This window comes from Actinomadura sp. 1N219 (assembly GCF_044326405.1).
Taxonomy (GTDB): domain Bacteria; phylum Actinomycetota; class Actinomycetes; order Streptosporangiales; family Streptosporangiaceae; genus Spirillospora.
In genome coordinates this window covers 1,433,097-1,454,085 of sequence record NZ_JBIRAY010000001.1, presented here as the reverse complement: position 1 = coordinate 1,454,085, position 20,989 = coordinate 1,433,097, and the positions used below count along the sequence as shown (strand labels likewise).

Sequence of the window (20,989 nt, the reverse complement as noted above, 5' to 3'; positions counted from 1 at the left end):
GCCGGCCATGGCCGTGCCGCCCGGGCCGGTGACCCGGGCGGGCGGCCTCGGTACAGCCGATCATGCCTGGATCCTTTCCTTGACGGGCTCGCCCGCGCCCGCCTGGACGGCGCGGGTTCGCAGGGTGACCAGGGCCAGACCGGCGCCCGCCAGGGCGACGACGGCGGCCCCGATGAAGGCGGCCTGGAAGCCGTCGGTCAGCCTGGGCAGGTCGCCGAGCTCGTCCGCGCCGTGCGAGGTGGCGATGGCGGTCATCGCCGCCAGCCCGATCGCCGAACCGACCTGGTACGTGGTGTTGACGATGCCCGACGCCAGACCGCCCTGCTCGGGCGCGACGCCGCCGAGCGCCGCCATCGTGGCGGGGATGAACACCAGCGACATGCCGACCGCGGAGATCAGCGACCCGGGCAGCACGTCGGCGGCGAAGCTCCCGCCCGCGTCGATCGTGGACAGCACCGCCAGGCCCGCCGCGAGGACGACGAGGCCGGTGACGATGAGCGGCTTGGTCCCGAACCGGCCGATGAGCCGTCCGGTGACGCCGACCATCAGCACCATCATCAGCGCCGTCATCGGCAGCAGGGCCGCGCCGCTCGGGAACGCCCCGTACCCCAGCACCTGCTGCAGGTACAGGTTGAGGAAGTACCACATCGGGATCCACGCGGCGCCCAGCAGCGCCATCGCCACGTTGGCGCCCGCCAGGTTCGGGGTGCGCCACACCGACAGCGGCATCAGCGGGCCGCGGGCGATCCGCTGGACGCCGACGAACGCGGCCAGCAGCAGGACGGCGCCGCCGAGCTGCAGAACGGTCGCCGGATCGGCCCAGCCGCGTCCGGGCGCCTGGACGATCGCGTAGACGGCGAGAGCGAGCCCGCCCGTGACGGCGAGCGCGCCCAGCACGTCCAGCCCGGTGCGGCGTCCCGGGACGTCCGGCAGGACGGCCGGAACCAGCGCCAGCGTGACCAGGCCGATCGGGATGTAGATGATGAACACCCAGGGCCAGCTCAGCCACTCGGTGATGACGCCGCCGAGGAAGACCCCGGCCGTGCCGCCCGCCGGGGCGGCGGCGCCGTAGAACGCCATCGCCTTGGCCAGCTCCTTCGGCCGCGCCGAGAACAGCACCATCAGCAGCGTCAGCGCGGACGGTGCGATCAGCGCGGAGCCGACGCCCTGAACCGCGCGGCCGACGATCTCGGCCTCGGCGCCCGTGGCGGCCGCCGCGACCACGGAGCCGCCGATCAGCACCAGCCATCCCGCCGCGAAGACGCGTCTCGCGCCGAGCAGGTCGGACAGCTTGCCGCCGAGCAGCAGCAGGCCGCCGAGGGCGACGACGTAGGCGTTGAACACCCACTGCAGGCCGCTCTGGCTGAAGCCGAGCTCGCGCTGCATGTCGGGGAGCGCCACCCCGATGATCGAGGTGTCCATGATGACCATGAACTGGGCGGTGGCGAGCACGGCGAGCGCCCACCAGCGCCTCGGATCTGCGGACATGGGAAGTCCACCCTTCAAGAGATTTACCCGTGGGGGGTATGTCGCGAGAACCGTAACATACCCCCTATGGGTAAATAATCCCGGCGCTCGTCCGGCCGCTCACCCGGCGGCGGGCACCAGGGGCTGCTCCGCCTTTTTGTTGCGCGGATCGCTGAACACGCTCATGCCCGGGACGAGCAGCGCGGCGAGAGCGCTGCCCATGACCAGGAGTCCCGCCGTGGTGAGGACGCTCTGAGCGCCGGCGGCGTCCACCATCGGCGGGATGAGCGCGAACCCGACCGGGCTCATCCCGTACGAGACGAGGAAGTCCAGCGACGAGATCCGGGCCTGCATATGGCCGGGCACCTCGCGCTGGATCGCGGTGAACCACGGGATGTTGAAGACCTCGATCCCGATCCCGCCAATGGCGCAGGCGGCGATGATGACCCAGCTGTGCGAGGCGTAGGCGAGGGAGAGCGGGACGAGCCCGTAGCTCCCCAGCATGATCATGGCGGGGATCCCGACGCGCCGCGGCCGCCACCGGCTCATCAGCATCGCGCCCGCGATCGCGCCGGCGGAGTAGGCGCCGAGGGCGAGGCCGATGAGCGCGGTGGAGCCGAACCTCTCCTGGCTCACCACGGGCAGCATCACGTACTTGGCGGCCTCGCCCAGGGCGAGCCAGGCGATCAGCGCGGCGAGGCCGGCGAGGAACCAGCGGTGCCGGCGCGCCTCGTCCAGGCCCTGCCGGAACTCGGTCAGCATGCCGGTGCCCGCGTCCGGCCGCGGCGCCGCCGAGCCCTTCACCGGGACGGCGGCGGCGAGCAGCGCGGAGCCGAACCACAGGACGGCCGCCGCCGTGAGGCTGACGCCGCGGCCGAACTCGGCGTACAGCGCCACCGCCGCGGTGGGCCCGCCGACCAGCCAGATCCGCAGGCTGAGGGTGGTGGCGGCGTTGGCCTCCTGGAGCCGGTCCTTGCCGATGTGGTCGGCGACGAGGGCCTGGTAGGCGCTGCGGAAGGTGCCCTCGCCCGCGCCCGCGAAGCCGATCGCGACGCAGACGACCAGGATGGGGAGCCCGGCGGCGAGGCCCACGACCGCGGTCGCGCCGCCCCGGACGGCGCTGGAGACCGCCAGCACCCGCGTGCGCGGGTAGCGGTCGGCGATGACCCCGCCGGGCAGGGACCCGGCGACGAACCCGAGCGTCCGCGCCCCGAGGACGAGCCCGAGCGCGGACAGGCCGTGGGGCCCGTCCAGGACGGCGAGCGTCAGCGCCGTCGGCATCATCCCGGTCGCGGCGGCCGAGGCGGAATAGCTCAGCCAGAGGCGCCGGAACGGGCGTTCACGGAGAAGCGCCAGCATCACTTCACCGCCACTCTGAACGGGCGAGCACGAGCGTGGGAGAGCCGAGTTCGGCGGCCAGGCCCGGCAGATAGTTCGCGCATTCCTCGGCCGGCCGGGTGGAATGCGGGGTGAGGTGCCGCGCGCGTTCCCGCAGGTCTTCCGGGTCGGCTGTGGCGCTGAGGCCGTTGGCCTTCAGCCAATCGTCGTTGAAGGCCGTGGCCAGATAGCGCTCGCCGCGATCCGCGGCGAGGAAGGCCACCTGCTGTTTCGGCCTGGCCCGCATCGCCTTGGCGAGCGCGACGGTGAGGGCCGCGCCGGTCGAGACGCCGGCGAGCAGCCCTTCGGAGCGCACCAAAGTGCGGCATGCCTGGAAGGCGTCCTGGTCGGTGACCATGTACACCTCGTCCAGGAGGGACAGGTCCGGCAGGTTGGACGGCGTCCAGCTCAGCCCCACCCCCGGCGTCAGGTACGCGTGCGGCTCCCCGCCGAAGACGGTGGAGCCCTGCACGTCGACGCCGACGACCTCGACGTGCGGCGCGTGCTCCTTGACCGCTCGGGCGATGCCGCCGAGCTGGCCGCCGGTGGAGACCGTGCAGACGACCGCGGCCAGGTTGCGGGTCTGCGCGAGCAGCTCACGCGCGGTGGCGTTGTAGTGCGCCTGGCCGTTGAGCGGGTTGAAGCACTGGTCCGGACGGAACGATCCCGGGGTCTCGCGGTGCAGCCGGTTCGCCAGCTCGATGCGCGTCTTGTGGTAGGAGCCGGAGTCGTCGGGCTCGTCCACGACGATGATCTCCGCGCCGAACGCCTCCAGCAGGCCGCGGTTGGTGGGAGTGATCTTCGGGTCCACGACGGCCACCACGCGGTAGCCGCGGGACGCGCCGATCATGGCGAGCGCGATGGAGAAGTTCCCCGACGACGACTCGATGAGCGTCCCGCCCGGACGCAGCCGCCCGGTCCGCTCGGCGTGCTCGACGATGTACCAGGCGGGCCGGTCCTTGAGGCTGCCCGCGGGATTGGCGTTCTCCAGCTTGACGACGAGTCGCGCCTCGCCGGGGGTCGTGAGATTGCGCAGGCCCACTACGGGCGTTCCGCCGATGACGTCCAGGATCTGGGGCACGCGGACACGGCGTGTCGATTTCATTCGTGATGGTCCTTATCAGTCGCGATACATGACATGGGCATGTATGCGCCGACAACTGCGGTCGGCGCAGGCGACTGATCAGGTTCGGGAAATGCAAAGCGCTGCGAGGGCGGTGGCACCGGTGCGGTACGCCGCCAGGCCGAAGCCGTTTAACGGCTCGCCCGGCAGGCGCGGACCGCCCCTGTTCGGGCTCAACTCCACGGGGACCAGGAGGACATCTGCCACCGGCGCAGAGCCGGGGCCGGGTGAGCCCGTCGCTTGCGATCCGGGCATCACTCCATGCGGCGGATCGACGTGACACGGCTCGGCGTCCCCCTTGACCTCGGAGGACAGGCCCGCCACCGTGCTGACCAACGGCTCCGAAGCCGCGGCGCTGGACACGACATGTTCGCCGTGGCAATGCCCCAAAGGCACGCACGGCGAGCCGTAGGCGAGGAAGACCGTGACGGCCAGCAAGCCGAACAGGCGCCTGCGACTTCGCGCCGGTCGCGCCACGAGTTCCACAATCACGTGATGCTAGCCTCGCCGCTCTATTTTCCTCCAGCGAGGAAGCAGAAGCGATTTTCAATGTTTATTAAAGCCCAACCAGAAGGCGCACCTGAGATGGCTCATTTCCCGCAGATGAAGATCATCTTTCAGCCCATCTGAAGATGCGGAGATTCTCAATCTGGACGGCATGGCCGGAGCCGCGCCTTACGATGAGCCTTGTGGGGAGGCGCGCCTTGAAACTGCCGTTCGGCCTGCTCGTGCTGCTCTGCGTGCTGGCGATGCACGGCTTCCAGGCGTCGCCGAGCCCGCGCGAGATGGCCGGCGTCCCGCTGGCGGGCATGAGCGCCGCGCACGACGCCACGCCGCCCGCGTCGAACGCCGCCCACCGCCCCTCGGATGGAGATCACTCCGGTGGCCGGCACCAGGACCATCCGGGCGGCCAGGTCTGCCTGGCGATGCTGGTCATGATCTCGTTCCTCGGGGCGATCGTCGCGCTGCTCCTGCGCGAGCCGGCGACCGCGGCCCGGCGCCTTCTGATCAGGGTCCGGATCCTCCTCGTCGGGCGGCCGCCGCCGAGACCGTCCCTGCACCGGCTGAGCGTGTTGAGGCTGTGACAGGTCATCGGCGCCCCCGTGGCGCCGAGCTCCCCTGACCTCACAGAACTCGACACGAAAGGTTCACCCATCATGAAGCGCACTCTCGCGCTCGCCGCCGTCCCCGCCCTGGCGATCAGCCTGGCGGCATGCGGCGACGGCTCCGGCGACGCCAAGGGCTCGACGGCCGGTCACTCGACGCCGGCGAGCGCGGCTCCGTCCGCCGACGCCGCCCAGGGCGGGCACAACCAGCAGGACGTCATGTTCGCCCAGATGATGATCCCGCATCACCGCCAGGCGATCGAGATGGCCGATCTCGCCGCCGCCCGCGCCGCGTCCCCCGAGGTGAAGGGGCTCGCCGCGGACATCAAGAAGGCGCAGGGCCCGGAGATCGACCAGCTGTCCGCCTGGCTGACCGGCTGGGGCGCGACCGTCCCCGCGCCCGGGACGGGCGGGACGGGCCACGAAGGCCACGGCGGCATGGACGGCATGATGACCGCCCAGGAGATGAAGGAACTGGAGGGCGCCGAAGGCGCGGCCTTCGACAGGGCCTTCCTGGAGATGATGATCAAACATCACCGGGGCGCCGTCACGATGGCCAGGAAAGAGCAGTCGGCGGGCCGGTCCCCCGCCGCCAAGAAGATGGCCGGAGACATCGTGACCTCCCAGACCGCCGAGATCACCAAGATGCAGAACCTGCTCAAGCAGTAGGCACATCACGCAGTTCACGAACGGGCGGGGCCTCCCAGCCCCGCCCGTTCAATTGCCACCGACACCCGGACCCTGAGAACGGTCGTCTGGGTAACTCACCGACCGGCTGGACGGGAAGTCGCGCGGCCCGGCTCGATGTCGACGGCCAGTTGGCGGCGGGCCGCCGCGGTGCCGTTGCAGAGCGGTGACATGCCGGTGAACACCAGCCGGTCGGCGCAGTTCTCGTTGTCGGTGACAACGAGCCGCACGGTGAACGTGCCGGGTCGTGGATAGTGATGGGTCGGGGTCGGCCCGCCGTCGCGTCGTACCGTTCCGTCGCCGAAGTCCCAGTCGTAGCGGGCGACCTGGCCGTCGGGATCGGTGGAGGCGCGGGCGTCGAACATGATGGCCCCGCCGTGGTCGGGATGCGGTGTGGCCGAGAGCCGCGCGAGCGGGCCCTGGTTGGGGGCGACGGCCACGGATTGGAACGCCGGGAAGTCGAGACCGGCCTGGAAAGGCGAACCGGGCACCGTCGAGAGCCGCCCATCCGGGCCGGTGATCGTGAACGACGAGATGTCGCTGCTCTGGGCGTTGGCGACGAAGAGGTGGCGGCCGTCCGGCGATATGGCGGCGGCGGCGGGGGAGGTGCCGTCACGCACCGGCGGCTGCACTTGGTCGAGCCCTCCATCGTCGCGGACTCGGAAGGCCCCGATCGCATTGGCGCCGTCAGGGTTTTGTTCGCTGCGGTTGACGCTGGCCGTGTAGAGATTCCGCCCGTCGGGGCTCATGGCGACTCCCTCCGGCATGGGAGGCGCGGGGAATCGCTCACCCGGCACCGGGGACAGATCGCCGTCGGCACCGACGCGGAAACCCCACACTTCGCTGCCGATCCGGGTCGCGGTGTAAAGGAACCGCCCGTCCGGGGTGATCGCGATCAGTGAGGCGAACGCGCCCTTGCCGAGGCCGATGCTGGTGCCGGTGGGCGCCAACGTTCCGTCCTGCTGCACCCGGAAGACCACCAGTGTGTTCTCGATCTGAGCGTCGCGAGTGCCGTTGTTGACGTAGACGTGGCGGCCGTCCGGCGCGACGGCCAGGCCGGTAGGGGTCGTCCCGCCTGACGGAACCGCGCCGAGCGGCGTGAGCGTGCCGTCGGCGCCGATCGCGAACGCGAGGACCTGATCGTGAGGTGGGTCGGTCGCGTACAGCACTCGCCCGCCCGGCGTCATGGCCATGCCGGCGGGGTTGCCGCCGGCGGGCAACGGGTCGCCGAGTCTGACGGGCTCCCCGGAAGGAGCGACCCGATAGGGGATGATCGTGCCGTCCTGAAAGCCCGCCGCATAGGCGAACCCGCCGTCCGGGGTAAGGACCACCCCCCGCACCTCGGGACCTGCGGGGGCCGGCTCGCCCAGTCGGGTCAGCCGACCACCTGGATCGATCGAAAGCGCGGTCAGTGTCGCTCCCCCCGCGCTGGTCACATACAACGCCCTGGGACGGGTTCTCTCCCCCACTTGCCGTGACGCCGTTGTGCCGGGAGGCGCCGCTATCACGAGCACGGACGCGGTCACGATGAATGCGGCCAGGAGCGAACGGACGGGCCGGCCGGGTCTGATCCACACGATCTCTCCCCAGGGAGGGTGGGAACCACCTCGATACTGAGCGACCCGCCCGGCGGAAGCAAGTGCGTGAATCCCTGCTGAGACCTGGATCGTGACCGGCCCGGCGGCGCGGCGGGCCGGTTGACAGCCGCGTTGGCGCACTGTTCTACTAGCCAGAGGATTGCTCTGTAGTACAGAGAAACTTGGTGGGCTGTCCGGGCGGGAGACGAGGTTCGTGGGGAGACGTCGCAGATGATCGACCAAGCGGGTGTCCTGAGTAGCGTGCGGCGGGGCATGATCCCGGCGCACATCTACAACGACGAGCACGTCTTCGCACTGGAGAAGGAGCGTGTTTTCGGCCGGGCGTGGATGTTCGTCGCCCATGAGTCGGAGATCCCCAGTCCCGGCGATTATGTGGTCCGGCGGGTCCTGGACGATTCGTTCATCGTCGTCCGGGACGAGAAGGGCGAGATCCGTGCGCACTTCAACATGTGCCTGCATCGGGGCATGCAGGTCTGCCGGGCCGAGATGGGCAACGCCTCGCATTTCCGCTGCCCGTACCACGGATGGTCCTACCGGAATGACGGCCGGATCGTCGGGCTGCCGTTTCATCAGGACGCCTATGGCGGGGAGGCCGGGTTCAAGAGGAAGAGCCAGCGGCTGCTCCCCGCACCGAAGATCGACTCCTATAATGGCATGATCTTCATCAGCCTCGACGAGAATGCGCCGCCGCTGGACGATTATCTCGGCGATTTTGCATTTTATCTCGATTACTATACTCGGCAGAGTCCGAGTGGCATTGAAATGCGTGGGCCGCAGCGGTGGCGGGTCAAGGCCAACTGGAAGATCGGGGCCGAGAACTTCGCCGGGGACATGTATCACACGCCCCAGACCCATACGAGTGTGGTGGAGATCGGGCTGTTCCGGGAGCCCAAGGCGGAGAAGCGCCGGGACGGTGCGACTTACTGGGCCGGGAATGGCGGGGGGACCACATACAAGCTGCCGCCCGGCGGGCTGGACGAGCGCCTGCGGTACGTCGGATATCCCGACGAGATGATCGCCCGGATGAGGCGGGAATGGTCGCGGGAGCAATGCGACGTCATCGGCCGGGACGGGTTCATGATCTCGGCGGCCTCGGTGTTCCCGAACCTGAGCTTCGTGCACAACTGGCCGCGGGTCGAGGACTCCGACGACGTCGTCCCGTTCATCTCGGTGCGGCAGTGGCAGCCGATCAGCCAGGACGAGACCGAGGTCCTGTCGTGGTTCGCCGTGGACGCCGAGGCCCCGGAGGAGTTCAAAAGGCTCTCCTACAAGGCCTATCTGATGTGTTTCGGCAGCACCGGAATGTTCGAGCAGGACGATGTCGAGAACTGGGTGTCGTTGACCAACACGGCCGCGGGATCAATGGCGCGGCGGCTGCGGTTGAACAGCCGGATGGGGCTGCTGGAGGACGACACGGCGGTCGTCCCCGCCCTGCCTCCCGAGCGGTTCAGCGGGCCCGGCAGCGCCCGCACCGGATACAGCGAGTACAACCAGCGGGCATTGCTCCGGCGCTGGGCGGACCATATGGAGCGGCCGATGCCGAAGGCCGCCGGTGTCGAGGTCGGCACGAATGGCCATCGGGCGGAGGGCGGGCAGTGACCGGCGAGCAGACCACGCATTCGGCCCGGTCGGTCCTGGGTGGTCATGCTCCGCGCGAGCAGCGTGCCGGCTCCACCTTGCCGTTCGGCGACGAACGCCATTTGCTGGCGCATCAGTGGCTGGTCGACGAGGCTTATCTGCTGGACGAGCAGGCCTACACGCGGTGGCTGGAACTGCTGACCGATGACATTCACTATTTGATGCCCGTGCGGGTGACCACGGCTTTGGGGACGGGTTTCGACACCGCGCCTGGGGCAGCGCATTTCGATGAGAACAAGTACTCGTTGTCGCGGCGCGTGGCCCGGTTTCTCACCGAGCACGCCTGGACGGAGGACCCGCCGTCCAGGCTCCGCCACCACATCACCAATGTGCGCACATTCGCGACCGGCGACGACGACCATCTCATCGTCGACTCCGGGGTGCTGCTGTTCCGCAGCCGCGGCGACGTCCGCGAGCCGTCCCTGGTCTCGGCCGGGCGCGAGGACCTGCTGCGGCGCGAGGACGGCGGCTGGCGGCTGGCGCGGCGCACGATCCTGGTGGACGAGTCCGTGATCCGCATGCAGAACCTGGCGATCTTCCTATGACGATCGGCTGGGAAGGCGAGCGGGAGGACGCCGAGAAGGCCGCGCGCGCCGAGCGGGAGCGGCTGCGGCTGCTGGAGCACGCGCAGGGCGAGACGCTCGTGCTGGGCAACGAGTTCTCCGAGATCAGGGTCACCAAGGTCGAGACGCGGAACGGCGCGCGGCTGCTGGTGGAGTCTCCGCGCTCGGGACAGTGGATCGCGCTGTGCCCGCTGGAGCTGGAGGCGCTGACCTGGCAGCAGACCGCGACGTTCTCGGAGATGATCGGCCACCCGTTCGGGTCGCTCGTGAAAGATGAATCGCTCGTGGAGGACGAATCGGTCGTGGAGGACGGTGAATGACCGGCTGGCTGGACGGGCGGCGCGCGCTGGTCGTGGGCGCCGGCTCGGGCATCGGGCGCGCGGTGGTCGACGCGTTCCGCGCGGAGGGCGCGTCCGTCGCGGTGCTGGAACGGGACCCGGGCAAGGCCGCGGCGATCGGTGCGGCGCTTCCCGATGTGCCGGTCACGGTCGGCGACGCGACGACGCGGGACGCGAACGACGAGGCCGTCGCGGCGGCGGTCGCGGCGTTCGGCGGCCTGGACGTGCTGGTGAACTGCGTCGGCGTTTTCGACTTCTACCGCGGCCTGGAGGATCTGGACGCCGACGTGATAGACGACGCGTTCGCGGAGATGTTCTCGACCAACGTCAAAAGCCATCTGCACGCGGTGAAATCGGCGCTGCCCGCGCTTCGCGAGTCGCGCGGCTCGATCGTGCTCACCGAGTCGACGTCCGCGTATTACCCCGGACGGGGCGGCGTGCTGTATGTGTCGTCCAAATTCGCGGTTCGCGGGCTGGTGACGTCGCTGGCGCATGAATTGGCGCCGGACGTCCGTGTCAACGGTGTCGCTCCGGGCGGAACTCTCAATACCGATCTGCGGGGAATCCCCAGCCTGGGGCAGCAGTCGCGGAGGCTTGACGACACCCCGGGCCGGGCCGCGGACCTGGAGGCGCGCACTCCGCTGGGCGTCGCCTTGAGCGGGACGGATCACGCGTGGAGCTACGTGTTCCTCGCCTCGTCCCGGTCGCGGGGAATCACCGGCGACGTCGTGCATCCGGACGGCGGGATCGCCGCCAAAGCCTGACGGACGGACGTCTCACAGAAACGGAAAGGAGCTGTCGCCATGCCCATCCTGCGGGCTGACCAAAGCGCCTGCCAGGGCTATGCGAACTGCGTCGCCGGCGCCTCGGACGTCTACGACATCGACGATGACGGCGTCGTCGTCCTGCTCAAGGAGCGCGTCCCCGAAGAGGAGCGGCAGCGCGTCGAAGAGGCGGCAAGGAGCTGCCCCGTTTCGGCGTTGACCGTCGAGGGCGAATGAGCCGCACCGCGGTCGTGGTCGGCTCGTCGGTGGCGGGTATCCGTACCGCCCAGGCGCTGTCCGCCAACGGTTTCGACGGGCGTGTTCTCGTCCTCGGCGACGAGAACGCCGAGCCTTATGACAAGCCGCCCCTTTCCAAGCATTTCCTCACCGGCGACTGGGCGGCCGGGAAGCTGTCCCTGCTGAACGGCGGGCCTGCGGACGAGCGGGTCGAGCTGCGCCTGGGAGTCGCCGCCGAGCATCTGGACGTCGCGGACAGGCAGGTTCGGCTCGCCGACGGCACGCGAGTGCCCTACGACGTGTGCGTGATCGCGACCGGTGCGTCCGCCCGCCCCTCACCGTGGACCGCGCGCGACGGCGTCCACGTCCTGCGGACCCAGAGCGACAGTGCCGGGCTGCGGCGGGATCTCCTGCGCGGAGGCGAGGTCGTGGTCGTCGGCGGCGGGTTCGTCGGCGCCGAAGTGGCCGCGGCGGCGAGCGGGCTCGGCCGCCCGGTCACGGTCGTCGATCCTCTCCCCGATCCGATGGCGCGGGTCCTCGGCCCGGAGGTCGGCCCGCTGCTGACCGGGATCCACGAACGCCACGGCGTCCGGACGCGCTTCGGCACCGGAGTGGTCGCGATCGAGGGCACCAGCGGTGACCTGCGGGTGTTCCTGGACGACGGGGACGTCCTGCCCGCCTCCACCGTCGTGGTCGGCATCGGGGCCCTGCCCAATGACGGGTGGCTGCGCTCGTCTGGCCTGAACGTCGCCGACGGCGTGATCTGCGACGAGTACTGCCGCGCGCAGGGAACGCAGGACGTGTTCGCGGCCGGTGACGTGGCCCGATGGCCCCACCTGCGCTATGGCGAGCACATCAGGGTGGAGCACTGGACGAACGCCGTCGAGCAGGCCGCATGCGTGGCGCGCAACATCGTCCACCCCGGCGAACCGCTCCCCTACCGGCCGGTGGAGTATGTGTGGAGCGACCAGTACGACTGGAAGATCCAGATCGCCGGCACCCCGGCGCGGATGAGCGCCCACGAGGTCATCGGCGACCTCACCGGCGACAGGCCACGAGCCGCCGTCGCCTACACCGACGCCACCGGCAGGCTCGGCGCAGCCGTCACCCTCAACTGGCCGCGCGCGCTGGTCGCGTGCCGGCGGCTCCTGGCCGCGGACGCCGACCACGCCCAGGCGGTCGCCGAGCTGGACGTGCTCGCCGACGCCCGACCCACAGGAAGGCGATGATGACCGACCCCTTCTCCGAGCTTCGCCGCCAGATCGCCGATGCCTGCCGCGTCCTGGCCGTCCGGGGGCTGGCCGACGGCATCCTCGGGCACATCAGCCTGCGGACCGGCCCCGACCGGCTCCTCGTCCGCTGCCGCGGGCCGCACGAGCGCGGGCTCGCGTACACGACCGCGGCCGATGTCCACCTTGTGGATCTCGACGGCGCACCAGCGGCCGAGGGCGAACTCGACGGAGGCTGGACGCCCCCGAACGAACTTCCCCTGCACGCTGAGGTGCTGCGCCGCCGTCCGGACGTCCAGGCCGTCGTGCACGCCCATCCGCCCGCCGTCGTGGCGGCCGACCTGGCCGGGCTGGCGATCCGGCCGATCATCGGCGCGTTCGACATTCCCGGCGCCCGGATCGCCCAGGCCGGGGTGCCCGTGTATCCGCGCGGCGTGCTGGTCCGCGACCGGCGGCTGGCCGGGGAGATGGTCGAAGCGCTCGGTGACAAGGCCGTGGTCCTGCTCAGAGGGCACGGCATCACCAGTACCGGCGGCACCGTCCCCGAGGCGGTGCTGCGCGCGATCTCGGTGGACACCATCGCGCGGATGTCGCTCACGGTCGCGAGCGCGGGCGGGACGCCGCGCGACCTTCCCGACAGTGACCTCGCCGAGCTGCCCGATCTCGGCGGCGCCTTCAACGAGGCCACCGCCTGGCGCCACGAACTCAGCCGCCTCCAGCAGCTCGGCTAAAGCGCGTCGCGGAGGCCGTGGAAGACGGCGAGCACGTCGCGTCCGTCCAGCGTCTCGGTATGGCCGGGCGCCGCGAGCCGAACCTCCTCGCCGAGGTCGTGGACGATGAAGCCGCCGTCGAACTCGTTGTGCCCGAGGTGCAGCTCGTAGGCGCACAGCGCGTGCAGCCCGCGCGTGAAAAGGTCGCGCGGGGTGCGCAGCTCGCCGCCGGGCCAGGAGATCTCGACCTCCGTGTCGTGGATCTCGAAGGCGAAGCCGCCCGCCCTCCGGCTCGCGTCGGGCGTGACCGGGTCCGTGCCGAGGCCGTCCCAGAACGGGTTGCGCGGCATGAGCTCCAGGCTGATGCGCCGCTTGCCGTCGCCGGAGTACGTCCGGTGGGCGACCTCTTGGGGCAGCCGCAGCAGGTCGCCCGTCCTGCCCAGGTAGTGGCCGTACTGCCGGTCGCCCCCGGTCTCCTTGAACTCGACGCGGACGCTGCCGTGCACGATGTACAGGTACTGGTCGCCGTCGAGGTTGGTGTTCCAGAACGGCAGGCAGTCAGCGGCCCCGGTCGACTCCCAGATCGCGACGGGACCGACGGCGCCCAGCTCGGCGGGCACGTGCGTCGGACGGTCCGCGGCCCCGCCGAACGCGATGACGTTGACGACGTCGAACAGCTCCTCCCGTCCGTCGATGTGCGACTCGCCGGGATGGACGCGGAGATCGGCGAAATCCGGATGCAGGTCGGTCAGGTCGGTCAGGTCGGTCATGCGCGCAGTCCTTTCGATTCCAGCCAGCCGACCAGCGTGTCCGCGACGTACGCGACCAGGTCCGGCTGTCCCTGCAAGTAGTGGTTGCCGCCGTCGACCGCGACGAGCCGCCGGTCGTCATGGGGGATGGAGTCGTACATCGACCGGGCGTGGCTCGGGAAGCAGACCTGGTCGGCGGTGCCGTACATGACGAGCGTCGGGACGCTGGTCCGCGCCAGGTGGTGCGGGCCGTCGCAGTTGGAGTCGTCCACGCTCCACTGGCTCAGCCACGAGCGGAGGCTGGTGTGGTGGCCGAGCGTCGCCGGGAGCAGGTTGGACGTCACCGCCGGGCCCCACAGGGTGCCCGGCTTGCGGTCGGACTCGTCGAGCGTCATGTCGAGGAAGCGCGGGTCGGCGACCGTGCCGTGCACCAGGAACGGCAGGTCGCGCAGACCGTCGGGGCGCTCGTCCAGCTCGGCGAGCTGTTCGCGGACCCGGGCGGTGATCCGGCGGCTGCGGGCGAGCTGGGCGGCCCGGTACCGCTCGACGAACTCCGGGCTGTACGGCGGGCCGTTGCGCGGATCGAACATGTCGAGGTCCGGGTCGCGCTCGGACGGGTCGTGCTCGTCGACGATCGCCGGGTCCAGCCACTCGGTGTACACGATCGCGCGGCCCGGGTGGGCCATCAGCGACACGAGGCCGTCCACCGGCGGCAGCGCGGCCTTCGTCAGGTCGGGCGGGTCGCCGGCGGGCGTCGCGCGCACGGACGGGGACTCGGCCTGGCTCTGGTAGAACGCGGTGAGCCCGCCGCCGCCGGAGTTCCCGATCAGGACGATCTTCTCGTAGCCGCGCTCGCGCAGGAACGCGATGGCCGACCCGACGTCGAGCACGCAGTTCTCCATGATGAGCGTGCTGTCGTTGCCGATGTACCGGGTGTTCAGGCCGACCGCGTCCACGCCCCGCTCGGCCAGGTGGCCCAGCAGGTAGTGCCCGAGGAAGTTCGAGCTCGGATGCACCACGACGACGGCCGTCCGCGACGGTTCCGCCGCGCGGTGCAGGGACGCCCACACCTTCCCGGCCATCCGGGCCACCCCGGAGTAGATGTCGACGCCGGCGCCCGCCGCCATCGGGATCCCGAGCAGCTCGATCACCGCTCACGCACCTTTCGTGTCACATATACGGTCATGCGATGAGGCGGCCGCCGTCCACGACGAGCGTCTGGCCCGTCATGAAGCGGGACTCGTCCCCGGCCAGGTAGAGGACGGCCTCGGCGATGTCCCCCGGTTCACCGGCGTGCCCGACGAGGAGCTTGCCCGTCAGGAAGCCGAGCCGATCCTCGTCCTGGAAGACCGGGTCGGTGGCCGGTGTCCTGATCAGGCCCGGAGCCACCGCGTTGCACCGGATGCCCTGCTTGCCGTAGTCGAACGCGACCGACCTGGTCAGCGCGATGACGCCGCCCTTGGCCGCCATGTAGGCGGCGAAGCTCGGGGTGCCCACGAGACCGGCCGTCGACGCCGTGTTGACGATCACCCCGCCGCCCCCGGCGACCATGTGCGGGATCGCGTACCTGCAGCCGAGGAAGACGCTCTTCAGCGTGGTGTCGATCGTCCGGTCCCACTCCGGCAGGGTCGTGTCGGCGACCGGACGGCCCAGCGGCGCCCAGTAGGCGTTGTTGTGCAGGACGTGCGGCCCGCCGTGCGCCTCCGCCGCGCCGTCCACCATGGCCTCGACGGCGTCCGGGTCGGAGACGTCCGTCCGGACGGCGCGGGCGACGCCGCCGTCCGCCGTGATGACCTCGACGGTCTGCCGGGCGCCCGCCTCGTCGATGTCCGCGACGGTCACCAGCGCGCCCTCGCGCGCGAAGCGGACGGCCGTCTCCCGGCCGATGCCCGACGCGGCGCCGGTGACGATGACGGACCTCTCCTCGAAACGGCGGCGAGACGGCGACGGCACAGTTGTCCTCCCTGGTACGAGTGAAGTCATTCGCCGGAGCCGAGGTAGCCCCGGAGCAGTGACGGGTCCTCCCCCAGTTCGGCGGCGGCGCCGGACGCGGTGACGCGCCCGGCGGTGAGCACGTAGCCCCGGTCGGCCACGGCGAGGCCCTGGGCGACGTTCTGCTCGACCAGCAGGACGGTCTGGCCGTCGGCGGCCAGGGTTCTGATCATCGCGAACACCTCCCTGACCAGCAGTGGCGACAGGCCGAGCGACGGCTCGTCCAGCAGGAGCAGTTTCGGCTTCGCCATCAGCGCGCGGCCGATCACGAGCATCTGCTGCTCGCCGCCGGAGAGGGTGCCCGCCTTCTGCGCCCGGCGGTCCTTGAGGCGGGGGAAGCGGTCGAAGATCTCGTCCAGCGTCGTCCGGACCTCCGCGCGGTCCCGGCGGGTGAACGCGCCGACCCGCAGGTTCTCCTCGACGGTCAGGCGGGGCAGCGCGCGCCGCCCCTCGGGCACGTGGACCATGCCGGCGCGCACCAGCAGGTCGCTCCGCATGCCGGTCACGTCACGGCCGTCCAGGACGACGCTGCCGGACCAGGGGCGGATCATCCCGGAGACGGCGCGCAGCACGGTGCTCTTCCCCGCGCCGTTGGGCCCGAGCACCGCGACCAGCTCGCCGCGGCGCACCTCGACGCTCACGTCCGCCACCCCGGTGACGCGGCCGTACCCGGCGCGCAGCCCCGCGATCCGCAGCAGGTCGTCCGTTTCAGGAGCCTTTTCAGGTGCCAAGGTAGGCCGTCCTTACCTCTTCGCTGGCCAGGACCTCTCCGGGCGGTCCGTCGGTCAGCCTGCGACCGAAGTTGAGCACGGTCACGTGGTCGCAGATGTTCGAGATCACGTCCATGTCGTGCTCCACCACGACGACGGTCAGCCCCTCGTCCCGCAGCTCCCGGATCTTCGGGACGAGGGACCGCCGGTCCTCGGCGGTCATCCCGCTCGCGGGCTCGTCGAGCAGCAGCACCCGCGGCCGGGCGGCGAGAGCGCGCGCCATTTCGAGCTGTTTCTGCAGGCCGTAGGGGAGTTCGGCGGCCCGGCGCCCGCGGTAGGCGGTCAGCCCGAACAGCTCCAGGGCCTCCTCGGCCTGGGCGCGCAGCCGCCGGTCCGCGCCGGTCTTGAGCGGCCAGAGCGAGCGCGCCCCGGTGACCGCCCGGCTGTGCTGCCCGAGCAGCACGTTCTCCAGGACGGTCAGCCCGCCGAACAGCCGGATGTTCTGGAACGTCCGGACGATCCCGAGCGGCACCCGGCGCTGGGGGGTGAGGCGGGTGACGTCCCGTCCGGCGAGCACGACCCGGCCCGCGTCCGGCGGGACGTAGCCGGAGACGACGTTGAGCAGGGTCGTCTTGCCCGCGCCGTTCGGTCCGACGACGCCGTGCACGGACCCTTTCGCCACGTCCAGGTCGACCGCGCCGAGCGCCTCGACGCCCTGGAAGTTCTTGGTCACCGCGGACACCCGCAGCAGCGGCTCAGCCAACGGACTCACGCTCCCGTCGCGGGACGAGCCGCGGCAGCCGGATCCCGCCGTCGCCGCCCCGGCCGATCAGCCCCTGCGGACGGACGATCATCAGCGCCACGAACAGCAGGCCGTAGACGATCTCGTACCACTCGTTGAGCCAGTCGAAGTAGATCGGCAGCAGGCTCAGCACGATGGCGCCGATGGCCGCGCCCCAGAAGTACTCGACCCCGCCGAGCACGCAGTACAGGATGATCACGAGGGCCTGGTGCGGGCCGAACAGTTCCGGGGTGATGACCATGAGCTGGTGCGCGGACAGCGCCCCGGCGACGCCCGTCACCGCGGCGGACGTGGCGAACGCGCCCACCGCGATGCGGGTGATGCGCAGCCCGGACGCCATCGCGGCGCGCTCGTCCTCCCGGATCGCCTTGTGCGCGAGGCCGAGCCGGGACCTGCTCAGCAGGACGAGGTACGCGACGACGAGCACCACGCACCCGAGCACGAGCGGCACCGTGGTCCCGGTCATTCCGACCATGCCGCTGGCGCCGTCGACGTAGTCCCATTGGGAGATCAGCAGGTTGATCAGCTGGGAGAAGACGAACGTGATGATGGCCAGGTACAGCAGCGAGAGCCGCAGCGCCATCCACCCGATCAGCGCCCCCGCGACGGCCGCCGTGACGCCCGACGCGGCCATGGCCAGCGGAAGCGGCCAGGCGAAGTTGAGCGTCAGGATCGACGCGGTGTAGGCGCCGATCGCCATGAAGGCCGTGTGGCCGAACGAGTACTTGCCCGTCGAGACCGCGATCCAGTACCCGAGGGCCAGCAGCACGTTGATGCCGACCTGGAGGAGGACCGCCTCGTTGAAGCTGGACATCAGACCCTCTCCAACACGCCGGCGTTGCGGCCGAACAGCCCCTGCGGCCGCACCAGCAGGACGATGCCGACGAGGATGAACACGATCAGGTCGCGGAGCGTCGCCGACAGGTAGGCCACGGTCAGCGTCTGGATCAGCCCGATGAGCAGGGCCGCGAGGACGCCGCCGGTGACGCTGCCGAGCCCGCCCAGCACGATGATCATCAGCGCGGTGAGCGTGGTGGTGAACCCGTCGAACGGGCTGATCGAGTGGTACGCCAGCCCGGTCAGCAGCCCCGCCGCCCCGGCCAGGACGCCCGAGAGCGCGAACGTCAGCAGGATGACCCGCTGCACCGGGACGCCGAGCAGGCCCGCGACGGTGGCGTCGTCCGACACCGCCCGGATCGCCGTCCCCCACGGGGTGCGTTCGAGGAACACGTACAGCCCGGCGGTCAGCAGCGTCGCCAGCAGCAGGATCACCAGCTGCGCGCCGGACACCGTGAAGAGGCCGAGGTCGAGCCGGACGCCGGAGAGCACGTCCGGCACCGAGCGCTGGTGGCTGCCGAACGCCTTGGTGACCACGGCGGTCAGCACCAGCCCGCAGCCGAGGCTGCTGAGGATCGACGCCGTCGGGAAGTCGGCGGACACGAACCGGAACGAGACGAAGTACACCGCCACCGCGACTCCCCCGCCGATCAGCGTGGCCGCGACGAAGCTCACCAGGAACGGCACCGGGGTCTCGGTCATGATGAGCGCGCCGAGGACGGCGCTCAGCATCGCCGTCTCGCCGAGCGCGAAGTTGAGCCGGTCCATGGCGCCGACCACCAGGTTGAAGCCCAGGGCGACCAGGCAGAAGGTCGCCCCGAGCAACAGACCGTTGAACAGTTGCTGTGCGAGCATGCGGTCAGCCGGCGCTCTTGTCGATCACGAACTTGCCGTTCTGGACGACCGCCTGCAGCTGCGGCCGCTGCGCGATGCCCTCCTTGAACGTGGTGGCGTCGGCCATGCCCTGGTAGTTCTGCATCGCGTTGAGGCTCTCCTGGACGGTCACCCGCGCCTTCGCGACGGCATCCGAGTCGGTCTTCACGCCCTTCTCCTCGATGGCCTTGGCGATCATGTGCACGGCGTCGAAGGCGTAGGCGAAGTTGAGCGAGATGTCGGCCTGGCCGGTGGCGGCCTGCGCCTTCTCCAGCAGCGCCTTTGCCGCGGGCGTCGCGCTGTGCGGGTCGTACTGGGCGGCGGCGAGCGTTCCCTCGGTCGCCTTCCCGCCCGCCGCGACGTAGGCGGCGCCGCCGGACTGGAGCGAGCCGGTGCCGAGCAGCGCGAAGGTCTGCCGCTGGCTCCGCACCTCCCGCGCGATCCGGCCCGCGTCGTCCGGGCCCGCGGCCAGGGCCAGCACGTCCGGCTTGGCGGCGGCGAGCGAGGTCACCTGCGAGGCGAAGCTGGAGTCGCCGCTCTTGAACGTCACGCTCTTGACGACCTGGACGCCGTTGCTTCCGAACACGCTGCGGAACAGGTCGGCCTGCGCCTTCGTGGTGGCGTTGGCCTCGTCGCTGATGATCGCGGCGCGCTTCAGCTTGCGGCTCTGGATGATCCTGGTGAGGACGGGGGTGCTGTTGTCGGCGTCCGGCTGGGCGATCGTGAAGCCGTACGGGCGGGCGTTCTTCAGCACGCCGGGACGGGCCGCGCCGGGGCTCACGATCGGCACCTTGAGCTTGTTGGCCGCGCTGCAGGCGACCTCGCAGCCGGCGCTGTCGACCGGGCCGACAATCGCGAGGACCTTCTGCTTGGCCGCCAGCTGGGGAATGAGCGTCGCGGTGGTGGCCGGCTTGTTCTGGCTGTCGACCTTGACCAGCTCCAGCTTGGCGCCCTTGACGCCGCCCGCCTCGTTCAGCAGCTTCACGGCGTACTCGGCGCCCGCCTCCATCGTCTTGGAGTTGCTGGCGAACGGCCCCGCGGAGCTGGTGACGAGACCGATCTTGTAGGCGCCGGACCCGTCGTCCGAGCCCGAACCCTCGCCCCCGCAGGCCGCCAGGGCCAGCGCGGCGGCGGTCAGCCCGGCCGCGACGCGACCGGCGGTGCCGGTTCTGATCATCGTGGGATCCCTTCATCTGATGCGCGTGCGAAGCACCTGCCAGGCACGGTCTCGGCGGGGAGGTTCTCTTTTCTCCAGAATTAATTTCTGGAGACTAGCGACTATGGGGTCGTGCGTAAAGACCCTTCCGGTCCCTACGTGGTGGATGTTCTCGCTGGTCGCGGCGTCCGTCAGCCGTGCGCCCAGCCGCCGTCGACGTTGACGACCTGTCCGGTGATGAAGTCCGAGGCCGGCGAGCACAGGAACTCCACCGCGCCGCAGAGGTCGTCCGGCACGCCGACCACGGGCAGGCACTGCTCGGTCTTCATCCGCTCCCGCAGCGCCTGCGCCGCCTGCGGGGTGTGCACCGTCTTCCTCGTCTCGACCGGGATGTAGCCGGGCGCGATGGCGTTCACCCGGATCCCGTCCGGGCCGAGCTCCCGCGCGAGGGCCCGGGTCAAGCCGACCACCCCGGCCTTGGCCGCGACGTACGGCGCGAGCCCGACCGGCAGGCCCTTCGACACCATCGTCGACGTGACGTTCACGATCTTGCCGTGCCCGGCGGCGCGCATGTGCGGGACGACCGCCGCCGCGCACAGCCACTGCCCGGTCAGGTTCACGTCGAGGACCCGCGTCCAGTCCGCCCGGCTGAACGAGTCGAAGGGCGCGGACGGCAGCAGCGCGCCACCGGCGTTGTTGACCAGCGCGTCCACCCGGCCCCACCGTTCGACCACCGCGCGGACGACCGCGCCGACCTGGTCCTCGTCGGTGACGTCGGCCTCGTGCGCGCTCACCCGGTCCGCGCCCACGTCATCGGCGACGCACTCGGCCGCCGCCCGCGCCGCGTCCCCCGCCACGTCGACCACGGCGACGCGGTTCCCCGCTCCGGCGAGATGCGTCGCGTAGGCCCGGCCGAGCCCCTGGCCTCCGCCGGTGACGATCGCCACCCGCTCGCCCGCGCTCACCGGTTCCTGCCTTTCTGGGGGGCGCCCCCCAGACCCCCGCGTGGTCGGACCGATGATCCTCGCTCCGC

23 protein-coding genes are annotated in these 20,989 nt (G+C 70.8%); 9 read left to right on the top strand and 14 right to left on the bottom strand.

Annotation, left to right across the window (positions count from 1 at the left end; all coding sequences use genetic code 11):
* Window positions 1-60: 60 nt before the first annotated feature.
* The 4 genes from ACH35V_RS06605 to ACH35V_RS06590 all read right to left on the bottom strand — a co-directional run bounded on the left by ACH35V_RS06605 (window position 61) and on the right by ACH35V_RS06590 (window position 4,459).
* Window positions 61-1,488, bottom strand: coding sequence for an MFS transporter (locus ACH35V_RS06605; protein WP_395970627.1), 1,428 nt, complete (start codon window positions 1,486-1,488; stop codon window positions 61-63).
* Window positions 1,489-1,587: 99 nt separating this feature from the next.
* Window positions 1,588-2,826: an MFS transporter gene (locus ACH35V_RS06600; protein WP_395970626.1), complete on the bottom strand. Its 1,239-nt coding sequence runs from the start codon at window positions 2,824-2,826 to the stop codon at window positions 1,588-1,590.
* 4 nt (window positions 2,827-2,830) lie between these two features.
* A complete protein-coding gene (locus ACH35V_RS06595) occupies window positions 2,831-3,949 on the bottom strand; it encodes a cysteine synthase family protein (RefSeq protein ID WP_395970625.1) in 1,119 nt (372 codons plus the stop codon).
* A gap of 78 nt (window positions 3,950-4,027) precedes the next feature.
* Window positions 4,028-4,459 carry a hypothetical protein gene (locus tag ACH35V_RS06590; RefSeq protein ID WP_395970624.1) on the bottom strand — a complete coding sequence of 144 codons (432 nt, stop codon included), beginning with the start codon at window positions 4,457-4,459 and terminating at the stop codon, window positions 4,028-4,030.
* Between the two features lie 212 nt (window positions 4,460-4,671).
* On the opposite strand from ACH35V_RS06590, the gene ACH35V_RS06585 reads away from it, so the two are divergent.
* Together ACH35V_RS06585 and ACH35V_RS06580 are read left to right on the top strand one after the other, a co-directional pair.
* Entirely contained in the window at window positions 4,672-5,052 is a 381-nt protein-coding gene (locus ACH35V_RS06585; protein ID WP_395970623.1) for a DUF6153 family protein, read from the top strand.
* A 72-nt stretch (window positions 5,053-5,124) separates the two neighbouring features.
* Window positions 5,125-5,742 (top strand): DUF305 domain-containing protein, encoded by a 618-nt coding sequence (locus ACH35V_RS06580; protein WP_395970622.1) that lies wholly within the window; start codon window positions 5,125-5,127, stop codon window positions 5,740-5,742.
* Window positions 5,743-5,837: 95 nt separating this feature from the next.
* On the opposite strand, the gene ACH35V_RS06575 is transcribed toward ACH35V_RS06580, so the two are convergent.
* The gene (locus tag ACH35V_RS06575) at window positions 5,838-7,196 is read right to left on the bottom strand and encodes a beta-propeller fold lactonase family protein (protein WP_395970621.1); all 1,359 of its coding nucleotides are present in this window, start codon (window positions 7,194-7,196) and stop codon (window positions 5,838-5,840) included.
* 372 nt (window positions 7,197-7,568) lie between these two features.
* Here ACH35V_RS06575 and ACH35V_RS06570 point away from each other — a divergent pair, with 372 nt between their 5' ends.
* Genes ACH35V_RS06570 through ACH35V_RS06540 form a run of 7 tightly spaced genes read left to right on the top strand, consistent with a single transcriptional unit; the run spans window position 7,569 to window position 12,858 of the window.
* Entirely contained in the window at window positions 7,569-8,957 is a 1,389-nt protein-coding gene (locus ACH35V_RS06570; RefSeq protein WP_395970620.1) for a Rieske 2Fe-2S domain-containing protein, read from the top strand.
* The gene (locus ACH35V_RS06565; protein ID WP_395970619.1) at window positions 8,954-9,541 is read left to right on the top strand and encodes a 3-phenylpropionate/cinnamic acid dioxygenase subunit beta; all 588 of its coding nucleotides are present in this window, start codon (window positions 8,954-8,956) and stop codon (window positions 9,539-9,541) included. The genes ACH35V_RS06570 and ACH35V_RS06565 overlap by 4 nt, the downstream gene beginning before the upstream one ends.
* Entirely contained in the window at window positions 9,538-9,879 is a 342-nt protein-coding gene (locus ACH35V_RS06560; protein WP_395970618.1) for a hypothetical protein, read from the top strand. The genes ACH35V_RS06565 and ACH35V_RS06560 overlap by 4 nt, the downstream gene beginning before the upstream one ends.
* Window positions 9,876-10,661, top strand: a complete 786-nt coding sequence (gene hcaB, locus ACH35V_RS06555) for a 3-(cis-5,6-dihydroxycyclohexa-1,3-dien-1-yl)propanoate dehydrogenase (protein ID WP_395970617.1) — start codon at window positions 9,876-9,878, stop codon at window positions 10,659-10,661. The genes ACH35V_RS06560 and hcaB overlap by 4 nt, the downstream gene beginning before the upstream one ends.
* A gap of 39 nt (window positions 10,662-10,700) precedes the next feature.
* The gene (locus tag ACH35V_RS06550; RefSeq protein WP_395970616.1) at window positions 10,701-10,898 is read left to right on the top strand and encodes a ferredoxin; all 198 of its coding nucleotides are present in this window, start codon (window positions 10,701-10,703) and stop codon (window positions 10,896-10,898) included.
* Window positions 10,895-12,127 carry an NAD(P)/FAD-dependent oxidoreductase gene (locus ACH35V_RS06545; protein WP_395970615.1) on the top strand — a complete coding sequence of 411 codons (1,233 nt, stop codon included), beginning with the start codon at window positions 10,895-10,897 and terminating at the stop codon, window positions 12,125-12,127. The genes ACH35V_RS06550 and ACH35V_RS06545 overlap by 4 nt, the downstream gene beginning before the upstream one ends.
* Complete coding sequence (locus ACH35V_RS06540; RefSeq protein ID WP_395970614.1) at window positions 12,127-12,858, top strand: class II aldolase/adducin family protein; 732 nt, start codon at window positions 12,127-12,129, stop codon at window positions 12,856-12,858. The genes ACH35V_RS06545 and ACH35V_RS06540 overlap by 1 nt, the downstream gene beginning before the upstream one ends.
* On the opposite strand, the gene ACH35V_RS06535 is transcribed toward ACH35V_RS06540, so the two are convergent.
* From ACH35V_RS06535 to ACH35V_RS06495, 9 genes are all read right to left on the bottom strand, one after another.
* The gene (locus ACH35V_RS06535) at window positions 12,855-13,607 is read right to left on the bottom strand and encodes a hypothetical protein (RefSeq protein ID WP_395970613.1); all 753 of its coding nucleotides are present in this window, start codon (window positions 13,605-13,607) and stop codon (window positions 12,855-12,857) included. The two genes, ACH35V_RS06540 and ACH35V_RS06535, sit on opposite strands and share 4 nt — an antisense overlap.
* Window positions 13,604-14,737, bottom strand: coding sequence for a serine aminopeptidase domain-containing protein (locus ACH35V_RS06530; protein WP_395970612.1), 1,134 nt, complete (start codon window positions 14,735-14,737; stop codon window positions 13,604-13,606). The genes ACH35V_RS06535 and ACH35V_RS06530 overlap by 4 nt, the downstream gene beginning before the upstream one ends.
* 31 nt (window positions 14,738-14,768) lie before the next feature.
* Window positions 14,769-15,539 (bottom strand): SDR family NAD(P)-dependent oxidoreductase, encoded by a 771-nt coding sequence (locus ACH35V_RS06525; RefSeq protein WP_395970611.1) that lies wholly within the window; start codon window positions 15,537-15,539, stop codon window positions 14,769-14,771.
* 26 nt (window positions 15,540-15,565) lie between these two features.
* Complete coding sequence (locus tag ACH35V_RS06520; protein ID WP_395970610.1) at window positions 15,566-16,309, bottom strand: ABC transporter ATP-binding protein; 744 nt, start codon at window positions 16,307-16,309, stop codon at window positions 15,566-15,568.
* Window positions 16,299-17,051 (bottom strand): ABC transporter ATP-binding protein, encoded by a 753-nt coding sequence (locus tag ACH35V_RS06515; RefSeq protein WP_395970609.1) that lies wholly within the window; start codon window positions 17,049-17,051, stop codon window positions 16,299-16,301. Before ACH35V_RS06515 ends, ACH35V_RS06520 begins: the two co-directional genes overlap by 11 nt.
* A complete protein-coding gene (locus ACH35V_RS06510; protein ID WP_395970608.1) occupies window positions 17,044-17,904 on the bottom strand; it encodes a branched-chain amino acid ABC transporter permease in 861 nt (286 codons plus the stop codon). The genes ACH35V_RS06515 and ACH35V_RS06510 overlap by 8 nt, the downstream gene beginning before the upstream one ends.
* Window positions 17,904-18,782, bottom strand: coding sequence for a branched-chain amino acid ABC transporter permease (locus ACH35V_RS06505; RefSeq protein WP_395970607.1), 879 nt, complete (start codon window positions 18,780-18,782; stop codon window positions 17,904-17,906). The genes ACH35V_RS06510 and ACH35V_RS06505 overlap by 1 nt, the downstream gene beginning before the upstream one ends.
* A 4-nt stretch (window positions 18,783-18,786) precedes the next feature.
* Window positions 18,787-19,977 (bottom strand): ABC transporter substrate-binding protein, encoded by a 1,191-nt coding sequence (locus tag ACH35V_RS06500; protein ID WP_395970606.1) that lies wholly within the window; start codon window positions 19,975-19,977, stop codon window positions 18,787-18,789.
* Between the two features lie 170 nt (window positions 19,978-20,147).
* On the bottom strand, window positions 20,148-20,921 hold the full coding sequence (locus ACH35V_RS06495) for an SDR family NAD(P)-dependent oxidoreductase (RefSeq protein ID WP_395970605.1): 774 nt from the start codon (window positions 20,919-20,921) through the stop codon (window positions 20,148-20,150).
* Window positions 20,922-20,989 lie beyond the last annotated feature (68 nt).

Bases quoted from the DNA above. Each gene is read 5' to 3' on its own strand.
- ACH35V_RS06605 (WP_395970627.1), bottom strand. From the start codon at position 1,488: ATGTCCGCAGATCCGAGGCGCTGGTGGGCGCTCGCCGTGCTCGCCACC.
- ACH35V_RS06600 (WP_395970626.1), bottom strand. From the start codon at position 2,826: ATGCTGGCGCTTCTCCGTGAACGCCCGTTCCGGCGCCTCTGGCTGAGC.
- ACH35V_RS06595 (WP_395970625.1), bottom strand. From the start codon at position 3,949: ATGAAATCGACACGCCGTGTCCGCGTGCCCCAGATCCTGGACGTCATC.
- ACH35V_RS06580 (WP_395970622.1), top strand. From the start codon at position 5,125: ATGAAGCGCACTCTCGCGCTCGCCGCCGTCCCCGCCCTGGCGATCAGC.
- ACH35V_RS06570 (WP_395970620.1), top strand. From the start codon at position 7,569: ATGATCGACCAAGCGGGTGTCCTGAGTAGCGTGCGGCGGGGCATGATC.
- ACH35V_RS06560 (WP_395970618.1), top strand. From the start codon at position 9,538: ATGACGATCGGCTGGGAAGGCGAGCGGGAGGACGCCGAGAAGGCCGCG.
- hcaB (WP_395970617.1), top strand. From the start codon at position 9,876: ATGACCGGCTGGCTGGACGGGCGGCGCGCGCTGGTCGTGGGCGCCGGC.
- ACH35V_RS06550 (WP_395970616.1), top strand. From the start codon at position 10,701: ATGCCCATCCTGCGGGCTGACCAAAGCGCCTGCCAGGGCTATGCGAAC.
- ACH35V_RS06545 (WP_395970615.1), top strand. From the start codon at position 10,895: ATGAGCCGCACCGCGGTCGTGGTCGGCTCGTCGGTGGCGGGTATCCGT.
- ACH35V_RS06540 (WP_395970614.1), top strand. From the start codon at position 12,127: ATGACCGACCCCTTCTCCGAGCTTCGCCGCCAGATCGCCGATGCCTGC.
- ACH35V_RS06535 (WP_395970613.1), bottom strand. From the start codon at position 13,607: ATGACCGACCTGACCGACCTGACCGACCTGCATCCGGATTTCGCCGAT.
- ACH35V_RS06510 (WP_395970608.1), bottom strand. From the start codon at position 17,904: ATGTCCAGCTTCAACGAGGCGGTCCTCCTCCAGGTCGGCATCAACGTG.
- ACH35V_RS06505 (WP_395970607.1), bottom strand. From the start codon at position 18,782: ATGCTCGCACAGCAACTGTTCAACGGTCTGTTGCTCGGGGCGACCTTC.
- ACH35V_RS06500 (WP_395970606.1), bottom strand. From the start codon at position 19,977: ATGATCAGAACCGGCACCGCCGGTCGCGTCGCGGCCGGGCTGACCGCC.